Below are 17809 nucleotides of genomic sequence, written 5' to 3'. Positions count from 1 at the left end.
GGCCCCCTGTCACATGTCACACGTCACCCACCCGCGTCACCTGTCACATCGCACCCGCATCGCCCTCCCCCGGGCGGGCCGTGAGGGGTGCGGACGGGTCCAGGCACCAGGCCAGCACCGCCGGCCAGGACCCGTACCCCTCCGTCATGCTGATGTGCCCCGCTCCCGGCAGCACGACGGCCGGGATGCCGAGCGGCTCCGCGTACTCGGCCACCGCGCCCTCCGGGCAGTACGGGTCCACGTCGCCGCAGACCAGCCGGGTGGACCGGGCCGCCGCGGCCGGCAGCCCCGGACCCAGCTCCGGCGGGGCGAAGCCCGCGATCTCGGGGTGCTCCGCCAGCAGCGAGGCGGACGGCGGGGCCACCAGCAGCACCCGGTCCACCGGCCGGGACACCACGCCCCGGGCCGCCGCGTGCAGCCACAGCAGCACGCCCAGGCTGTGGCAGACGACGGTCCGCTCGGTGCCGTCGAGGGCCGCCAGTTCGCGGTCCAGGGTGGCGAGCCAGGCGTCCAGCCGCGGCTCGTCGGGGTCGGGCAGCTGGGGGTGGCGGACCTGGTGGCCACGGGCGGTCAGCCCGTCGGCCAGCACGCGCTGCCAGTGTCCCTCGGGCCGGCGGTTCTGCCAGCCGTGCAGCAGCAGGACGGAACGGCCGCCCTCGGGGGTGCCGTGTGCGGTGTGGGCCACGTCCGTCGTCCTCATCCTCGTCGTCGCTGGAGGATCCGCGCCGTCGAGGATCTGCCGTCGGCCGTGATTGTCGCCTCCGCACCGCCCAGCACGCCAGTGGCTTTCAGCCGCAGGGCCAGTGCGCAGGACGCCCCCGTCAGGACCAGCACCAGCCACGGCAGGGCGGCCAGGCCGGCCGCGCGGGCGGCGTCGAGCGCGACGCCCGTGAGCAGGTTGCCGGCGGTGATCCCAATGCCGCAGATGGTGTTGTACAGGCCGTAGTGCGTGGCCACCAGCCGCTCGCGGGAGAGCCGGACGACGGCGTCCATCTCGAAGGGGAAGGCGATCATCTGACCGGCCGCGAGCAGGAGGGCTGAGAGCGTCGGGGGCACCGCGGCAAGCACCCACCGCCAGGGACCGGGTTCCGGCACGGGCACCGCGGAGGCCGCGAGCATCGGCAGGAACGCCCCGCTCATCACCAGCACGCCCCGCACCACGGCCCGGGCCGGGTCGAGGTGCGCCTTGCACCAGGCGGTGACCTTCCGCTGGCACAGGACGGTCGCGAGGCCGGACACGGCGAACAGCAGGCTGACGGCGACCGTGCCGGCGGGCCCGTCACCGCCCACCCGGCGGGCCTCCAGCGGCAGGGCCAGGTAGACCTGGAAGGTCATGACGTACGAGCCGGTCATCACGGCGGCGAAGAGCAGGAACTTCCGGTTGGCCAGGATGGCGCGCCACTCCGTCAGCGTCCCGCGGCGCGGCTCCTGACCGGGCCGGTCGCCGTACCGGGGCGGCAGGGCCCGCAGTTGCACCAGGCTCAGCAGGGCGAAGACGGCGGCCGCGGTCAGGCAGGTGAGGCGGAAGCTGACGGCGGTGAGGGCGAGGCCGAGCAGCGGGCCGAGCAGGATCCCCGCCTGGTAGAAGACGCTGAACAGGGCGAACGCCTCCACCCGGCGCTCCTCCCCCGCCTCCAGGGCGAGGTACGCGCGCACGGCGGGGGCGAAGAGCGCGCCGGCGAAGCCGGTGAGGGCGGTGGCGACGATGAGCGCCGGCACCGAGTCGACCAGGCCGAGCATCCCGAAACCGGCGGTGCGCAGCAGGCAGCCGGCGACGATGAGGGGCTTGTAGCCGAAGCGGTCGGCGAGGGCGCCCCCGACGACGTACATGCCCTGCTGGGTGAAGTTGCGGAAGCCGAGGACCAGTCCGACGACCCAGCCGGCCAGGCCGAGGCCGGTGGAGAGGTGCTGGGCCAGGTACGGCATCAGCATGTAGAAGCCGAGATTGATGCTCAGCTGGTTGACGAGGAGCAGGCGGACGCTGGGCGGGTAGGCGCGGACCTGGGCGAGTGTCTTGTTCACCGGGTGGCTCCCGTGGCGGTGCCGGGGGTGGTGGCCGTCGCCGGGGTGGCGACCGTCGCCGGGGTGGTGGCCGTGCCGGGGGGGAGGGGGTCGACGACCCGGGCGCACCGGGTCCAGCGGGTGACCTCGCGTTCGTCGGGCCGGGCGAGTTCGTCGGGGTCGTCGGCGGGGGTGGTGCCGAGCAGTCCGTGTGCGGCGCAGTACGTGTCGTCGTACACGGTGTCCAGGTAGCGCTGCGGGCCGTCGGGGAAGACGGCCGCGATGCGGGTGCTACGGGGCAGGGTGCGGGCGAGCCAGCCGGCGACCAGCGCGACGGCGCCGACGCTCCAGCCGCCGGTGGCGTAGTGGGAGGAGGCCAGCCGTCGGCAGGCCCAGACGGCTTCGGGCGGGGCGACCCAGTGCACCTCGTCGAAGTGCCCGTACGCGACGTTGCGCGGGTGGATGCTGGAGCCGAGGCCGCGCATCAGGCGGGGGCGGGCCGGCTGGCCGAAGATGGTGGAGCCGACGGTGTCGACGCCGACCAGCCGGAGGCCCGGGTGGAGCTGGCGGAGTACGCGGGAGATGCCGGCGGAGTGGCCGCCGGTGCCGACGCTGCACACCAGGACGTCGATGTGGCCCAGCTGGGCCGCGAGTTCGAGGGCGAGCGGGGCGTAGGCGGCGGCGTTGTCGGGGTTGCCGTACTGGTCGGGGCACCAGGAGCCGGGGGTGGCCGCGAGGAGTTCGGCGACCCGGTCGCGGCGGGCCTGCTGCCAGCCTCCGGCGGGGTGGGGCTCGGCGACGGTGTCGACGGTGGCGCCGTGTGCGGTGAGCAGGCGGACCATGGCGGGTTCGAGGCCGGGGTCGGTGACCAGGGTGACGGGGTGGCCGTGGACGAGTCCGGCGAGCGCCAGGCCGAGGCCGAGGGTGCCGCTGGTGGACTCGACCACGGTGCGGCCGGGGCGCAGGTCGCCGCGGGCGCGGGCGCGTTCGACCATGTGGAGGGCGGGGCGGTCCTTGATGCCGCCGGGGTTGAAGCCTTCGAGTTTGGCCCAGAAGCCGCGGTCGGCGGGGCTGAAGGGCCGGGAGACACGGAGGACGGGCGTGTTGCCGACGAGCCCCGCGAGGCCGGTGGCGGGGGTGTGGCCCTGGCCGTAGAGGTGGGTCGGGGTCAGAGAGTGCATCGTGTTCGCTCTCGGTTCGGTGGGCGGGTACGCGTGCGCTGTGCTCTGAGGGAGGGGCGTGGTCCGGGTGCGGGCCGGGGGCGGGCAGGGCGTGCTGCCGCGCCCGTGCCGGGTACGGCGTGCTGCCGCGCCCGCTGCGGGTCCTGTCGCCGGCGGGCGCCGGCCCGGCTGCGGCCGCAGCGGCTGCCGCTGCCGGTGTCCCGTGCGCCCGGTGCCGCCGCTGCGGCCCGCCGGCGCAGTCGCCCGCGGCCCCGGGGCCGGGGGCGACCGACAGGAACGCGGCCTGCCGTGACGGGTGCGCAGGACGCCGGCCGACCGGTGACCGCCGGCCACACGACCGGACGCCCGGTGCGGTGCTGTCCGGTGACCGCACCGCGCACGGCTCGCGCGGGCGGCGCCTGACGGCCTGCGCGGGCGGCGCCTGACGGCCCGGTGGCCGTCGGCCACACGGCGAACGGCCGCCGTGGCCGCCGGGGGCTGCCGGCACGGCGTGACCCGTACCGGCGACACCCGGTGACCGGCCGTCCGGCCGACCACGGGCGCAGCCGCCGCCGTGGCCGCCCGTACGCAACGGGCGCGGACCCGCCGGCCACCGCACGACCGCGGCCGGACCGTCCGGAGGCCGGACCTCCCGTGGCTCGGGCGGACGGCGCCCCGGCAGCCCGGTGGCCGAGGGCCACGCGACCGGTACCGCCGGGTTCCCTGGCCGCCGTCGCCGCCGCCGGTGTGCGGCGCCGGCAGCCCGACGGGCTCGCCGGGGTCCGGGCGGCCCGTGCTGCGGCTGCCTGGCGGCCCGTACGGCCGGAACCGCCTGCCCGGCAGGGCGTGGCGCGAAGACGGCGGCCGGCCGGCTCGGACGGGCACGGCCCCGGGGGCGGTGGCAGGTGGTGACCCGGGTGTTGCCGGCGCCGGCCGCACATCGGGGTGCGGCGGGCGGCCCCTCCATGGGGCGGGCCTACTGACGCAGGACCGCGGACTGCGCCGCGTGCGGTATCGGGACCACGAAGCCGCCGATCGCCGCGGGCACGAGGGAACGGGGCGCCGCTGCGGGCACGGTGGCGCCGCCCCGGCATTCGGAGGGCAGGACGGACAGCGGGGGCAGGCCGGGACCGGGGGCCGGCTGGGGCTGCCCGAGCGCGCAGGACGCGTGCGGGTGACCGTCGCCGTGACCCGGGCCGCCGGGCCGGTCGTGGTGGGCGGCGTGTCCGCCCGTCGGAGCCCCGCCCGGGGATGCCGCCTGGTGTCCGCCGGCCGCCGCGGCCGACGACGCCGGTGTCAGGGACATGTGGGCGGCGGTGGATTCCGGGCCCGCATGGGTGAGGAGCAGTCCGCACAGGGCCAGCAGGACGTACCACGGGGCCGCGAGGCGGCGGTTCCGGGGCGTGCCGGCCTGCGACCGGGGCGTGACCATGCGGTGATCCTAACCCCGGCTGCGGGCGGGGCGGTTGGGGCGGCGGGCCGGGTGTGGCGGGAATGCGGCGGCCCGGTCAGCCCTCCGCACGGGCCGATTCCAGCAGGTACGGGACGTCGATGACGGTGACACCTGGGGTGAAGAGCAGCCGGGCCTTGAGGCGGAGGGCGTTCTGGTTGTGCAGGGGCTGTTCCCACCAATGGCCGACGATGTACTCGGGGATGACCACGGAGACGACCGAGCCGGGGTCGTCGGCGGCCGTGGCCTGCACGTGGGCGACGATCGGGCCGACGACCTCGCGGTAGGGCGAGTGGAGGATGCGCAGGGGGATGCCGAGGTCGTGCCGTTCCCACTCCTCGCGCAGCCGGTCGGCGTCCTCGTCGGCGGCCGCGGTGAGGGCGGTGAGGGTGCTGGGGCGCAGGCCCTGGGCGAAGCCGAGCGCCTTGAGGGTGGGGGCGTGGACGTTGGCGACGAGGACGACGACGTGGTGGCGGGCGGGCATCCGGGGCCGGGTGTCGGGGGCGACGGCGACCTGCCGGGCGACCTGGTCGTAGTGGCGGCGTACGCCCTTCATGCCGAGGAAGAGGAGCGGCATGGCGATGACGACCAGCCAGGCGCCGTGCGTGAACTTGGTGATGAGGACGATGACGAGCACGAGGGCGGTCATGGCGGCGCCGACGGCGTTGATGGCGCGGCGGCGGTGGATGTGGACGCGTTCGGCGGCCGGGGTGGCCGGGTTGGCGAGTTCCCTGCGCCAGTGGCGGACCATGCCGGCCTGGGAGAGCGTGAAGGAGACGAACACGCCGATGATGTAGAGCTGGATGAGGCGGGTGAGCTGGGCGTCGAAGGCGACGATCAGGCCGATGGCGGCGAGGGCGAGCAGGATGACGCCGTTGGAGTACACGAGCCGGTCGCCGCGGTTGTAGAGCTGGACGGGAGCGTACCGGTCCTTGGCGAGGATCGAGGCCAGCATCGGGAAGCCGTTGAAGGCGGTGTTGGCGGCGAGGATCAGCACGCCGGCGGTGACGGCCTGGAGCAGGTAGAAGAGGAAGTGCCAGTCGCCGAAGGTGGCCCGGCCGATCTGGGCGAGGGCGGTGGACGTCGGCGTGCCGGGGGCGAGGCCGAGTTCGGTGGGGTCCTCGGCGACGTGCACCTCGTAGACCAGGGCGAGGACGGTGATGCCCACGAACATGGTGACGGACAGCAGGCCCATCATCGCGAGGGTGGTGGCGGCGTTCCTGCTCTTGGGCTTGCGGAAGGCGGGGACGCCGTTGCTGATGGCCTCGACTCCGGTCAGGGCCGTGCAGCCGGAGGCGAAGGCGCGCAGGGCGAGGAAGACCAGGGCCAGGCCGGTGTAGGTGGCGGTGGCGTGGATGGGCAGGTCGGCGGACTCGGCGCGGATGGTCTCGCCGGACAGGAGCCGGACGGCGGCGATGGCGAACATCACGTAGATGACGAGCACGAAGCCGTAGGTGGGGATGGCGAAGATGCGGCCGGACTCGCGGACGCCGCGCAGGTTCAAGACGGTCAGCAGGACGACGAAGCCGACGGAGAGCGCCACTTCGTGGTCGGAGAGGGAGGGGATGGCGGAGGTGATGGCGGAGACGCCGGACACGACGGACACGGCGACGGTGAGGACGTAGTCGACCAGGAGTGCGCTGGCGGCGGTGAGGGCGGCGGTCTGGCCGAGGTTCTCGGAGCTGACGACGTACGCGCCGCCGCCTCCGGGGTAGGCGTGGCAGGTCTGGCGGTAGGAGGCGATGACGACGACGAGGAGGAAGACGATGGCGGCGGCCGCGTACCAGGCGAGGTGGAGCAGCGTGACGCCGCCGAGGGCGAGGATGAGCAGGATCTCCTCGGTGGCGTAGGCGACGGAGGAGAGGGGGTCACTGCAGAAGATCGGCAGCGCGAGCCGTTTGGGGAGCAGGGTCTCGCCCAGGCGTGCGGTGTCGAGCGGCTCACCGACCAGCACCCTCTTCGGATTGATTCGCCTCATTCGGGCATGATCTGCGGTTTCTGCCCGGATGGGCCGGTGTGACACGGCAGCGTGACACGTGACGTTGCACGGTCGGCGATCGCCGGGAGCCGCGCAGTCAGGGGGTGGTGGCCAGGGATTCGGCGCGGTGGGCCAGCCAGAGGTCGTGGCGGGCGCTGGGCGACTGGAGGAGCGAGCGCTCGAAGAGGGCTTCCAGGCGGGTCAGGCGTTTGCGTGCGCCGGGTACGGAGATTCCGAGAGCGGCGGCGGTGGGGACGAGCTGGGCGTCGTGCCGGAGCCAGGCGCGGAGGGTGTCGCGGGCGCCGGGCGGGGCGGCCGGGCCGGTCAGCGGGGCGAGGTGGTCGGCGGCCCAGCGGGTGAGGGCCTCGTCGGCGAGGACCCGGTCCAGTGTGGGGGCGGGTGCGGCGTCGGCGGGGGCGGCTGGGGTGGGGGCGGGGTGGGCGCCGGGGGTGAGGCGCAGGGCCAGGGAGAGGGCCGCCTGGCCGGGGAGCGTGCCGAGGTCCAGGCCGAGGATCTGTTCCACCAGGCGGACCCGGGTGGCGAGGGTGTTGCGGTGGATCTTCAGCAGGCGGGTGGCGTGGGAGGCGAAGTTGAGCCAGGCGTGGGCGGTGGCGCGCAGTTCCTGGGCGCCGGGGTCCTGGGGGCGGCGGGGCGCGTACGTGTGGAGGGGCGCCAGCAGCGCTTCGGCCCAGGCCGCGCCGGGTCCGTGGGCGGCGAGGGCGAGTTCGGGTCCGGCGCCGAAGCGGGCGTGCCGGCCGGTGCGGCCGCGGGCCACGGCGAGGGCGTGGAAGGCCTGGGTGTAGGCGGCGGGGCAGTCGCGCAGCCGGGTCTCCTCGCTGACGCCGACCACGCAGTCGCGGGCGGCGGCGGTGAGGGCCTCGGCGAGGGGGTCGCGGCCGGCGGAGGTGGCGGCCCCGTCGGTGGGGACGAGGACGATGAGGTGGCGGACGTAGACGGGACAGCGCACGATCCAGGCGCTGGCGTCGGTGAGTTCCTCGCACAGCCGGCTGACGGCTTCGCGCTGGCCGGTGCGGCACTCCACGACGTACATGCGGAAGGGGTCCGGCAGGGAGGGGGTGAGGGCCTCGGCTATCTGGTGGGCGGTGGAGAGGCGGCCGTTCATCAGGAGGTGCAGGACGGCCTCGCGGGAGCGGGACTCGGCCAGGGCGGCGCGCTGGTGGCGTTCCTCGGCGTCCTCGGCGCGCAGGGTCAGGGCGAGCGGTACGGCGGCGTCGGCGAGCAGGGCCGGGACGCCCGCGGGGTAGGGGCGGGGCAGTACGGCGGCCAGGGCGCGGCCGGTACCGGTGCTGCGGCCCGCGGCGGGCTCGTCCAGGGCGTAGAGGAGCGCGGCGCGGTCGGTGTCGTCGAGTACGGCCGACCGCACGCCGCGGGAGTGCATCTCGGCGGCGCCGCGGGCGGCCAGGCCTGCGGCGGTGGGGTCGGGGGGACCGGGCCGGGATGCGAGGACGCGGCCGTCGGCGCGGACCAGTCCGGTCCAGGCGTCCAGGCGGAGCGAGAGCCAGCGCAGCAGGGCCCGGGAGCCGCCGGTGTGGGCGAGGCGGTGGGCCTTGAGCACGTCGTCGGCGCGGCTGCGCAGGGTGGAGGCGGTGGAGGCTGCGGCGACGGCGGGCGGGGCGGCCGGGTCGGGGGACCCGTCGGCGGGCTGGTGCTGGATCGGTCGTCCCCCTCGTTCCCAACGGCCGGGCGCTCGCTCCCGTTCGGCCCCGCTCGCGGGTGACGGACCGCCGCTCGGGGTGGGGCATTCAACCATCCGGCGCTGACTGTGCGCTGTGATACCGGTCTCTCCACGCCACTGGGCAGATCGAACCCTCCCCCGCGCCCCGGGCGGATCTACGTTGTGTGCACCGGCGGGGTACGGAGGTAACGGCCGCCCCTACGGGGTGCCCCCGGCGTACTTCTCCGGGGGCATGAGCGGTGGGGTCCCGGCGCGAACAGGGGAGCGCCGGGCCCTTGCCGGCCGCCGTGGCGGGGATGCCGGCCGGTGGGCCGGGGGGACGGTCGTGAGGGCGTACGGTCACCTGTGACACGGCACGGTGACATGTCACACCGTCACTTCATGCGGGCCGCCGCGCTCCTGATCGCCTCGCGGATCCTGAAGTACGTCCCGCAGCGGCAGATGTTGGCGATGGCGTCGAGGTCCTCGTCGGTCGGTTCGCTGGTGCGTCGCAGCAAAGCGACCGCGGCCATGATCTGGCCGGGCTGGCAGAACCCGCACTGCGCCACGTCCTGTTCGAGCCAGGCCTCCTGGACCGGGTGCAGGGTGTCGCCGTCGGCGAGCCCCTCGATGGTGGTCACCTCGCGCCCGGCGGCCGCCGCCACGGGCACCACGCAGGGCCGGATCTCCGCGCCGTCCAGGTGGCTCGTACAGGCCTTGCACACGTCCACGCCGCAGCCGTACTTGGGTCCGCGGATGCCCAGCAGGTCGCGCAGCGCCCACAGCAGGGGCAGGTCGTCGGGTGCGTCGACGCTGACGCTGCGCCCGTTGACGGTGAAGGTGTGCGTGGGCACGGCGGACTCCTGGGCTGGTCGCGGGGACGGTTCGTGGGGGTACGGGAGGCGGGGACGCCGGGGCCGGCGGGCGGGACGCCCCCGAACTAGCGCGGGTACGGGGTGAAGTCCACGTCGAAGTCGAGCGGGAAGCTGCGCGGCCGGGTGCCGGTGGCCCTGGCGTAGGCGTTGGCGATGGCCCCCACCGCGGCGGGCACGCCCAGTTCGCCGGCGCCGCCCGGCTCCCCGGTGGCGGGCATGATGTGGACGCGCACGTCCCGTGGGGTGTCGCGCTGGCGGGCGTAGTGGAACTGGCTGTAACTGCCCTCCAGCGGCAGCCCCTTGTCGAGGTGCAGGCCGGCCCGCAGGGTGGTGGAGATCGCGTCGGTGAGGCCGCCGAGCAGCTGGGCCTCCAGCCCCTTGGGGTTGACCGGGCGGCCCACGTCGGCGGCGATGACGGCCTTGGTGACCCGGACGTGTTCGGGGTCGCGGGTGTCGATCTCGACGAGGCAGGCGGTGCGGGAGCCGTACTCCTCGTGGAAGGCGATGCCCTGGGCGCAGCCGGGCGGCATGGTCCTGCCCCACTGGCCTTCCGTCGCGGCCTTGTCGAGTACGGCGCGCTGGGCGGCGTCCTTGAGGAAGGTGCGCCGGAACTGCACGGGGTCCTTGCCGAGCCGGGCGGCGATCTCGTCGACGACGACCTCCTCGGCTCCGCGGGTGTTGGCGGAGTAGACCGACCGCCAGGAGCCGGTGGGGATGCCGGTGGGGACTTCGGTGAGGGTCTGGGTGGTGAGGCCGAAGTGGTAGGGCGACTTGACGGTGGTGAGGAAGAGGGTCTGGGCGAAGCCGGCGTTGCCGATGCCGGCGGGCAGGCTGGCGGCGGTGGCGGTGAGGATCTCGCCGAGGCCGTGCCGGAAGTCCGTCTCGACGGCGGCGACCCGGTGTTCAAAGGACAGCACCTCGCCGAGTGCCCAGGTGGCGCGGATGCGGTGGTGGGTGGCGGGCCGCATCCGGCCGTGCCGGGTGTCGTCCACGCGGGTCCACATGAGCCGGACCGGACGGCCGCAGGCGCGGGAGACGAGGGCGGCTTCCAGGGCGGCGTCGAAGAACAGCCGGCGTCCGAAGGAGCCGCCGGCCTGGACGACGTGGACGGTGACCTTGTCGAGGGGCAGGCCGAGGGCGGCGGCGATGGTCTGCTGGGCGATGATCGGCGACTTGAGTCCGGACCAGATCTCGGCGCGGTCGGGTCGTACGTCGGCAACGGCGGAGTTGGTCTCCATCGGGGCGTGGCTGACGAAGGCGAAGTCGAACTCGGCGTCGAGGTACGGGGTGAGCAGCGGCGGGACCAGGAGCGGCGGGGTGGCGGCGCGCAGCCGGGTGCGGATCTGCGCGTCGGAGAGCGCGTCGGCGGGGCCGGGTCCCCAGCTGACCTGGAGGGCGGCGCGGGCGTCGAGGGCCTGGCCGAACGTCTCGGCGACGACGGCGACCCCGGTGGGCACCGTGACGACGTCGAGGACGCCGGGCATGGCGCGTACGGCGTCGCGGTTGGCGACGGCGGTGACGGTGCCGCCGAGGGTGGGCGGGCGGCGCAGTACGCAGGGCTTGGCGCCGGGTACGTCGAGGTCGAGGGTGTAGCGCTGGCGGCCGGTGACCATGGCGCGGGCGTCGACGCGGCCGGTGGGGCGGCCCACGAGGGTGTGGGCGGACTCGGGCTTGGGGGTGGCGGCGAGGACCGTGAGGGCGGGGTCGGCGGCCGCGGTGGCGAGGTCTCCGTAGGGGGCGGTCCGGCCGTCGGGGGCGTGGACGGCGCCGTCACGGGTCGTCAGGTTGCGTACGGGCAGGGCCCATTGGCGGGCGGCCGCGGCGAGGAGCCGGGCGCGGGCGGCGGCCGCGGTGTGGCGGACGGGGCCGTAGAGGGAGCGGATGCTGTTGGAGCTGCCCGTGAGCTGGTTGAAGAGCAGCTCGGGCCGGGCGTCGTCGAGTTCGACGCGTACGTGGTCCAGGGGGGCGTCGAGCTCCTCGGCCACCAGCATGGCGACGGCGGTGGTGAGGCCCTGGCCGACCTCTTCGCGGGGCAGCCGGAAGACGATGGTGCCGTCGGTGTCGACGCGGAGCACGAGGAGGTGCGCGGTGGGCGCGCCGGCCAGGATGAACAGCTCGCCCAGGTCCACGAGGTCGGCCGGCGCGGGCAGGGACGGGATCACGGCGGGCGCGGCGTGGGCGGTGGCGGGCGCCAGGGCGTCGGATGCGGCGCGGGTGGCGAGGGCCAGTGTCGGTGCGGCGACCAACTGGGTGAGGAAGGCGCGTCTGCCCTGTTCCGCCACGTTTCCCCTGCCTCGCCGATGCCGGCTCTCTCCGAACGGTTACCGGCACGTAGGGTAGCCACCGCTCCGCTCTGGCGGAACCCCCGGAGCCGGACGGTCCGGTCCCCACCGGTAGGGCCGCGGCGGATTGGGGGGCCGTGACACCGGCGGCCGCGCGCCCCGCCCGGGCATCGCCCCGGCATAGCCCCGCGGGTACGCCGCACGCGTACGCGCCGGGGGCGGGCATCAACACCGGTACGCGCCGGAGGCGGGGCGTCAGCATCGGTACGCCCGGCCCGCGCCCACGCACGGGCAGTTGCCACGGAGCACCCGCGAGCGGCGCCCGGGACGCCGCTGCCGCCCGGGCGGCACGGGGGCGGCGGAAGCGCGCGGGCGGCCCGGGCAGCCGCGCGGGACGTGCTCGGCGGAGGCGCTCGGGCGGAACCTGGGACGTGCGCGGGAGGTGCGGGAACCCTGCCGGGGCTGCTGCGGGGCCGGCGTTGGTGTTTCGGGCGGTCCCTCGGGGGTCCTGGCGACGCCCCGGAACGCGCGCAGCCACCCGGGCGACCACCGCGGCGGCGGGGTGGTGTCCGGGCGGGGCCGTGCGGCAGCGCGGCGAGTGCTCGCGGAAGTGCTCGGGCAGGGCCCTGGCGGCTGGTCCCGGGGCGTGCGGGAACCTCGTCGGGACTGCGAACCTCGGAGCCTGCTCGGCGGCGCCCGGGAAGGTGCGCTCCCGCCCGGGCCGGCATCGGGCGGCGACGGAAGTGCCCGGGCGGGCCTCGGCGTAGCGGCGCGGCGAGTGGTCGGGAACCCCGCCGGGGACTGCGGGCTGCGGACCGCGGGGCCGCTCGGGCGGCGGGGTGGGCCGCGTCGTGGCCGCCGGCCCGCCACGGCGCGGGTCGTGGGCCCGCCCCGCGGCGCCTGGGGCTGCCCTCGGCGGCGCCGGACCGCCCAGGCGCTTCGCGGCTCGGCCGGCCCCGCGGGGTGACGGGGCGGCCCGGGGGCCAGGGCCGCCTCCGTCTTCCCGCGGACGCGTCACCCCGGGCCCGGGACCCCTCAGGCACCTGGAAGCCGGGGCCCCGGCGGCGCAAGGGCAGGGCGGCCCCGGTGGAGGGCGCTTCGGCTCCGCCCGGCGGCGCGGGGGCACGATCGTGTCGTTCCCGCGCCTCTCCGGGTACGGCGAAAGGGTGGTTCCTCACGGGTCGGGCGCGTGATCGAAAACCGGGTTTCCAGGGGCCGGTTTCGGCCGCCCGTTCCGGCCCCCACGCGGGACTCCCGCTCTGCCGTCGGCGCCCTTCGCCCCGGGCTCCGGCCGGGCGCCGTCCCGGTCGACGCGGCGGCCCGTCGGGTCCAGGATGGAGGGGAACCCACCTTGTCGAGGAGGTGTGCGGACATGCCGCAGTTCATGGATGTCCACCGCGGGATGATGGGGATCACCGCGGCCCAGCTCTCCGCCGCGCACCAGGCGGACCTGGCAGTCGAGGCCGAGGCCGGCGTGCACTTCGAGCGCGCCTGGGCGGACCCGGAGTCCGGGGTCGTGTACTGCCTGTCCGAGGCGCCGTCGGCGGATGCCGTGCAGAGCGTCCACACCCGGACCGGGCACCCGTACGACGAGATCCACCCGGTGCCGCTGAGCGTCTCCTGACCCGCGCGGAACGGATCCCTCCGGGGTACGCGGCAGTAGCTTCTGACCGGAAACATTCGCACAAGAATCAGGACAAGCGAGGCCCTTGGCATATGCCCCATGCAACCCCGTAACGGATGTTGCCAAATCCCTTACGGGCCGTCGCGGCCTGTGCAACAGTCGTAACCGGTCCTTCCATCAGACTTGGCCGTGCCGCGCCTGTATCGGAGTTCTCCATGCCGTCCCACACCTACGCGGACCGTCCCTCACAGCCACCCGAGCCAGGGTCGGTGGACGCGCTGATCTCACAGACCCGGCGCCTCCGAGGAGACGTGGACGCGGTACGACGGGACACCGTCGTGGACGACGACGACGCCCAGGGCCGCTGGCAGCGCGCTCTGTGCGACCTGGCGGTCCACCAGCTCGACGACCTCGGCGAGCACTTGGGCCAGCTCAAGGAAGGGATGCCGCCGGCACCCGAGGAACTCGACCTCCCGGCGCCCGCCCCCGAGGCCGGGCCCGAGGCCCAGCAGACCCGGGTGGGCAGCGCCGAGTGGAACCTGCTCACCGACGAGGTGACCTGGTCCGAGGAGCTCTTCCAGATCTTCGGGCGCTCGCCCGAGAGCGGCCCGCTCCCCCTCGACGAGTTCGGCTCCACCCTCTTCGCCGAGGACCAGCCCCTGCTGACCTCGATGGTCACCGACTGCCTCGTCGACGGCAAGGCCATTGACGGCGAGTTCCGCATCGTGCGCGTCGACGGCTGCGTGCGCACCCTCCATATGCGCGGCGAACCCGTCCTCGACCCCGACGGCTGCACGGCCTCCATGTGGGCCGTGCTCCGGGACGTCAGCGAACTGCGGCGCAGCGAGCGGGCCGTCCGCGAGACCCGCGACTCCCTCCAGCGCCAGCGCCAGATCGCGCAGACCGAGCACCGCCTCGCGGTCGAGCTCCAGGAAGCGGTGCTGCCCTCGTGGCGCGGCTCCCTGCGGTTCCCGCACGGCAGCACCGGCGCGCTCGACCTCGCCGCCCACTACCTGCCCTCCGCCACCAGCGCCCTGATCGGCGGCGACTGGTACGACGCGCTCGAACTCCCCGACGGCACCTCGATGCTGACGGTCGGCGACCTCACCGGCCACGGCGTCACCGCCACCTCGGGCATGGCGATGATGCTGGGCGCCCTGCGCGGCATGGCGATGGCCGGCATCGAGCCCGGCCCCCTGATGGGCTGGCTCAACCAGCTGCTGGAGACCTCCGTGCAGCCCGCCCTCGGCAGCGCCGTGTGCTGCCGCTTCGACCCCGCCACCCGCACCCTGTCCTGGGCACAGGCCGGCCACCCCGCCCCCCTGCTGTTCCGCGGCGGCTCCGGCCGGGCCCTCCAGCCGCCGGAGGGCGTGTTGCTGGGCGCCACCTCCGGAGCGGCGTACGGGCAGGCCGAGGAACGCCTGGAGGTGGGCGACGTCCTGGTCCTGCACACCGACGGACTCTCCCCGCGCAGCATCGAGTTCAGCCGCACCGACGGCGCCGAGCGCCTCCTCGGGCTGGCGCCGCGCTTCACCGCCGCCCGCTCCGCGCAGGACTGCGTGCGGCTGGTGCTGGAGGAGTTCGGCGAGACCGGACGCGAGGACGACGCCTGCGTGCTGGTCGCCAGGATCGGCGCCTGACGGGCCCACAGGCCCCAGGCCCACCGGACAGGGAACTCAGGGAACGGCCAGGAGGGGCCGCGCCGACAGGCGCGGCCCCTCCGCCGTGTCCGGGTACGCCGACCAGGCCCCGGCGCTCCCCGGCGGTTCCCGGGGCCGGTCCGCCGTGTCCGGGGCCCCGTGGTGTCCTGCCGGGCGGTGCGGCCGGGTCAGACCTCCGACGTGCGCGGCGCGCGCGAGGGGCCGCGCGGCAGCGCCAGCTCGATCTCCTCGCGCAGGTCCTCGATCCGCGCGTACCCGGCGTACTGGCCCGTCAGCCGGTACATCTCCCGCAGCCGGTCCCAGGTGCGGTGCGAGGAGGTCTCGCCGATCGACACCAGCGCCAGCCGCGCGTACCGGTCCGCCTGCTCGGGGTCGTCGGCGATGAAGCAGGCCGAGGCCATCGAGATGTAGTCGAAGATCTGCGACCGCTGGTAGCCGGCGCCCCGCAGCCGCAGGGCCTCCTTGGCGTGCCGCTGGGCGATCGGCGCCGCCGACGGGTCGTGGTCGGCCAGCGTGCGGTAGGCCAGCGCCTGCATGCCGTGCATGTCGGCCTCGTCGAAGTGCTGCATCCAGCTCGGCGGCGTCACGTCGTCCTTGTCCGACACGAACAGCTCCTCGGCCTCGCCGAGGGTCCGTCGCATCGCCTGGCCCCGCCCCATCGCCGCCTGTGCCCAGGCCTCGATGGTGTGGAGCATGGCGCGGGTGCGCGGCAGGGTCTGCTCGCCCGCGCCGGACTGTGCCAGCTTCATCAGGTCGAGGGCCTCGTGCGGCTTGCCCAGGTGCACCATCTGGCGGGCGGCCCGGGACAGCGCCTCCCCGGCGCGGGGCCGGTCGCCGCCCTCGCGGGCCGCGTGCGCGGCGATGACGAAGTACTTCTGCGCGGTGGGTTCCAGGCCCACGTCGTGCGACATCCAGCCGGCGAGCACCGCCAGGTTGGCGGCCACGCCCCACAGCCGGCGCTGGAGGTGGTCGGGGTGGCGGTAGGCGAGCATGCCGCCCACCTCGTTCAACTGGCCCACGACGGCCTTGCGCTGGAGTCCTCCGCCCCGGGAGGCGTCCCAGGCGCGGAACACCTCCACGGAGCGTTCCAGCGCCTCGATCTCCTGGGAGCCGATGGGGGCGGCCTCGTACCGGTCGAATCCGGCGGGTTCGGCGTGGAGGGGGTCGGTGAAGCGGGGGGCGTCCGCCGTCAGGGCCGGGTCCCGGTGCAGCCAGTCGTACATGTGGCTGCTGAGGGCGGAGCCGGCGGTGAGTGCGGCGCCCGCGCCCATCAGTCCGCGTCGGTTGAGCATGAGGTCCATTCCCGTGAATTCGGTGAGGACCGCCGCTGTCCGCTCCGGCGCCCACGGGAGCCCGTCGGGGTTGTCCTTCGCCCCGCCCGGCTGCCGTCTGTTCGTACGCCCTGGTCTTGCGAACCCGAGGTCCTCGATGGTCACGACACGACCGAGTCGCTCGGTGAACAGGGCGGCCAGCACCGTCGGCACCGGTTCTCGCGGGGTCTCCCCCATGTCGATCCAGCGCCTCACCCGCGAGGTGTCGGTGGCAAGCTGGTGGTGGCCCATGGCCGCCGCCTGCCGGTTGACCATCCTCGCGAGTTCGCCCTTGGACCAGCCGGCCAGGCCGAACAGGTCGCTCAGGCGGGTGTTGGGTCCTCTGCTCACGTCAAGCCCCCAGGTTCTCGGCTGACTTGACACTAACCCCCGGTCAGGTGCCGAGCGACTATTCGCCAGGGTTCGCCAGGGTGCGCCAGATGGTACGCAACACCCGCGCGGGTGTCAGGTAAGAAGGCGCCTCCCCGACCCGGCCCGCAGCTACGGATCGGGTGGCACTCCCCAGGGTGCCGGCCGGTCCGTCAGGACCGGGGCGGGAAGGCGTACGCAACTCGTCGGCGCACGAAGGGATACGTATCCGTCATGTACGCAGCATCGTCCTCCGTGTCCGCCCCGACCCGGCCGCACCGCGCCTTCCAGGCGGGCGGCGGCCCCTACCTCGCCCCCGGCCGCCCCGCGGCCCCGGCGCAGGGCGCCGCCCCTCTGCGGCGGATGCCGGGGACCGTGACGCAGCCGCTCAGCGGGAGAATCGACCTGTCCGGTCCCCAGGGGGCCCAACTGCGGGCCGCGCTGGCCTCGGTGCAGCGGATCTGTCCGGAGTTCGCGCCGGTCCAGGTGCTGCGCCGCAGCGCGCGGTCGGTCCTGCTGGTGGGCACGACCGGGCGGACGACCGCGGTCGCCAAGGTTTTACTGGACCACTCGCCGGAGTGGACCGAGCGGTACCGGCACGAAATAGCTGCGTACCGCGCGTTCGTCCGGCATCGTCCGCCGGTACGGGTGCCGCGTCTGATCGCCGCCGACCCGGAGAACTGCACCCTGGTCGTGGAACGGATGCCCGGGCGCGTGGCGGCCCTGCAGCGGCATCCGGTGGAGGCCCCGCCGCGGGCCGACGTACGGGCCGCGCTGGGCGCGGTGGTCCGGGTGAACCAGTGGCGGCCGCCGGCCGAGCTGTTCGGGCGTCCGCTGGACTACGCCTCCCGGATCGCCCGGTACCACGAGCTGGGGCTGCTGACCGACCGCGATCTGGGTGATCTGCAGAAGCTGCTGCACGGGCTGGCGCTGGCCGGGCCGGGCGGGCGGCTGCCGCGCCAGTTCAACCACGGCGACGCGCTGCTGTCGAACCTGCTGCTGTCGCCCGCGGGGCCGGTGCTGCTCGACTGGGAGCACGCGGGCTGGTACCTGCCCGGGTACGACCTGGCGACGCTGTGGACGGTGCTCGGGGACGCTCCGGCGGCCCGGCGGCAGATCAGCCAGCTGGCGCAGTCGGCGGGGCCGCTGTCGCGGGACGCGTTCCTGGTGAACCTGATGCTGGTGCTGACCCGGGAGATCCGTACGTACGAGCTGGCGGTGCAGCGGTCGATGGCGGGGGTGCCCGGCGGGACGGGGGCACTGTCCTCCGGTGAGGAGCAGCGGCTGCTGCTGCGCAGGCTGCACGACGACTGCGGGATGGCCCGCAGGGCGGTGAGGGCGGCGGTCGGCACGCGCTGACGCCGGCTCGTCCGCGGGCGGCGGGGAGGGCCGTACGGGCCGCGGGCGGTTGCACGAGCGAAATC

12 protein-coding genes are annotated in these 17809 nt (G+C 75.1%); 3 read left to right on the top strand and 9 right to left on the bottom strand.

Annotated elements, in window-relative coordinates; genetic code table 11:
- Window positions 1–43: 43 nt before the first annotated feature.
- The 8 genes from ACIQUQ_RS03685 to ACIQUQ_RS03650 all read right to left on the bottom strand — a co-directional run bounded on the left by ACIQUQ_RS03685 (window position 44) and on the right by ACIQUQ_RS03650 (window position 11421).
- On the bottom strand, window positions 44–700 hold the full coding sequence (locus tag ACIQUQ_RS03685) for an RBBP9/YdeN family alpha/beta hydrolase (RefSeq protein WP_403970920.1): 657 nt from the start codon (window positions 698–700) through the stop codon (window positions 44–46).
- The gene (locus ACIQUQ_RS03680; protein WP_403970918.1) at window positions 697–2022 is read right to left on the bottom strand and encodes an MFS transporter; all 1326 of its coding nucleotides are present in this window, start codon (window positions 2020–2022) and stop codon (window positions 697–699) included. The genes ACIQUQ_RS03685 and ACIQUQ_RS03680 overlap by 4 nt, the downstream gene beginning before the upstream one ends.
- On the bottom strand, window positions 2019–3182 hold the full coding sequence (locus ACIQUQ_RS03675) for a PLP-dependent cysteine synthase family protein (protein ID WP_403970916.1): 1164 nt from the start codon (window positions 3180–3182) through the stop codon (window positions 2019–2021). Before ACIQUQ_RS03675 ends, ACIQUQ_RS03680 begins: the two co-directional genes overlap by 4 nt.
- 955 nt (window positions 3183–4137) lie before the next feature.
- Window positions 4138–4593, bottom strand: a complete 456-nt coding sequence (locus ACIQUQ_RS03670; RefSeq protein WP_403970914.1) for a hypothetical protein — start codon at window positions 4591–4593, stop codon at window positions 4138–4140.
- A gap of 76 nt (window positions 4594–4669) precedes the next feature.
- A complete protein-coding gene (locus ACIQUQ_RS03665; RefSeq protein WP_403970912.1) occupies window positions 4670–6589 on the bottom strand; it encodes an APC family permease in 1920 nt (639 codons plus the stop codon).
- A 97-nt stretch (window positions 6590–6686) separates the two neighbouring features.
- Complete coding sequence (locus ACIQUQ_RS03660; RefSeq protein WP_403970910.1) at window positions 6687–8360, bottom strand: helix-turn-helix domain-containing protein; 1674 nt, start codon at window positions 8358–8360, stop codon at window positions 6687–6689.
- A gap of 299 nt (window positions 8361–8659) precedes the next feature.
- The gene (locus ACIQUQ_RS03655) at window positions 8660–9118 is read right to left on the bottom strand and encodes a (2Fe-2S)-binding protein (RefSeq protein ID WP_403669365.1); all 459 of its coding nucleotides are present in this window, start codon (window positions 9116–9118) and stop codon (window positions 8660–8662) included.
- Between the two features lie 86 nt (window positions 9119–9204).
- Window positions 9205–11421 carry a molybdopterin cofactor-binding domain-containing protein gene (locus ACIQUQ_RS03650; protein ID WP_403970908.1) on the bottom strand — a complete coding sequence of 739 codons (2217 nt, stop codon included), beginning with the start codon at window positions 11419–11421 and terminating at the stop codon, window positions 9205–9207.
- A 1372-nt stretch (window positions 11422–12793) separates the two neighbouring features.
- On the opposite strand from ACIQUQ_RS03650, the gene ACIQUQ_RS03645 reads away from it, so the two are divergent.
- Window positions 12794–13045 carry an SCO4226 family nickel-binding protein gene (locus ACIQUQ_RS03645; protein WP_403970907.1) on the top strand — a complete coding sequence of 84 codons (252 nt, stop codon included), beginning with the start codon at window positions 12794–12796 and terminating at the stop codon, window positions 13043–13045.
- 215 nt (window positions 13046–13260) lie between these two features.
- Window positions 13261–14685 carry a PP2C family protein-serine/threonine phosphatase gene (locus ACIQUQ_RS03640; RefSeq protein ID WP_403970906.1) on the top strand — a complete coding sequence of 475 codons (1425 nt, stop codon included), beginning with the start codon at window positions 13261–13263 and terminating at the stop codon, window positions 14683–14685.
- Between the two features lie 188 nt (window positions 14686–14873).
- Here the strand turns inward: ACIQUQ_RS03640 and ACIQUQ_RS03635 are convergent, their stop codons facing one another.
- Window positions 14874–16367, bottom strand: coding sequence for a hypothetical protein (locus ACIQUQ_RS03635; protein ID WP_403669375.1), 1494 nt, complete (start codon window positions 16365–16367; stop codon window positions 14874–14876).
- A gap of 252 nt (window positions 16368–16619) precedes the next feature.
- Between ACIQUQ_RS03635 and ACIQUQ_RS03630 the strand changes: the two genes are divergently transcribed.
- The gene (locus ACIQUQ_RS03630) at window positions 16620–17744 is read left to right on the top strand and encodes an aminoglycoside phosphotransferase family protein (protein ID WP_403970905.1); all 1125 of its coding nucleotides are present in this window, start codon (window positions 16620–16622) and stop codon (window positions 17742–17744) included.
- Window positions 17745–17809 lie beyond the last annotated feature (65 nt).

The sequence above is a fragment of the Streptomyces sp. NPDC101118 genome (genome assembly GCF_044759445.1).
In the GTDB taxonomy this organism is placed as follows: domain Bacteria; phylum Actinomycetota; class Actinomycetes; order Streptomycetales; family Streptomycetaceae; genus Streptomyces.
This window is presented reverse-complemented; position numbering and strand designations above follow the sequence as displayed.

Coding starts and splice junctions, on each gene's coding strand:
- ACIQUQ_RS03685 (WP_403970920.1), bottom strand. CDS start 700: ATGAGGACGACGGACGTGGCCCACACCGCACACGGCACCCCCGAGGGC.
- ACIQUQ_RS03675 (WP_403970916.1), bottom strand. CDS start 3,182: ATGCACTCTCTGACCCCGACCCACCTCTACGGCCAGGGCCACACCCCC.
- ACIQUQ_RS03670 (WP_403970914.1), bottom strand. CDS start 4,593: ATGGTCACGCCCCGGTCGCAGGCCGGCACGCCCCGGAACCGCCGCCTC.
- ACIQUQ_RS03665 (WP_403970912.1), bottom strand. CDS start 6,589: ATGAGGCGAATCAATCCGAAGAGGGTGCTGGTCGGTGAGCCGCTCGAC.
- ACIQUQ_RS03660 (WP_403970910.1), bottom strand. CDS start 8,360: ATGGTTGAATGCCCCACCCCGAGCGGCGGTCCGTCACCCGCGAGCGGG.
- ACIQUQ_RS03645 (WP_403970907.1), top strand. CDS start 12,794: ATGCCGCAGTTCATGGATGTCCACCGCGGGATGATGGGGATCACCGCG.
- ACIQUQ_RS03640 (WP_403970906.1), top strand. CDS start 13,261: ATGCCGTCCCACACCTACGCGGACCGTCCCTCACAGCCACCCGAGCCA.
- ACIQUQ_RS03630 (WP_403970905.1), top strand. CDS start 16,620: ATGTACGCAGCATCGTCCTCCGTGTCCGCCCCGACCCGGCCGCACCGC.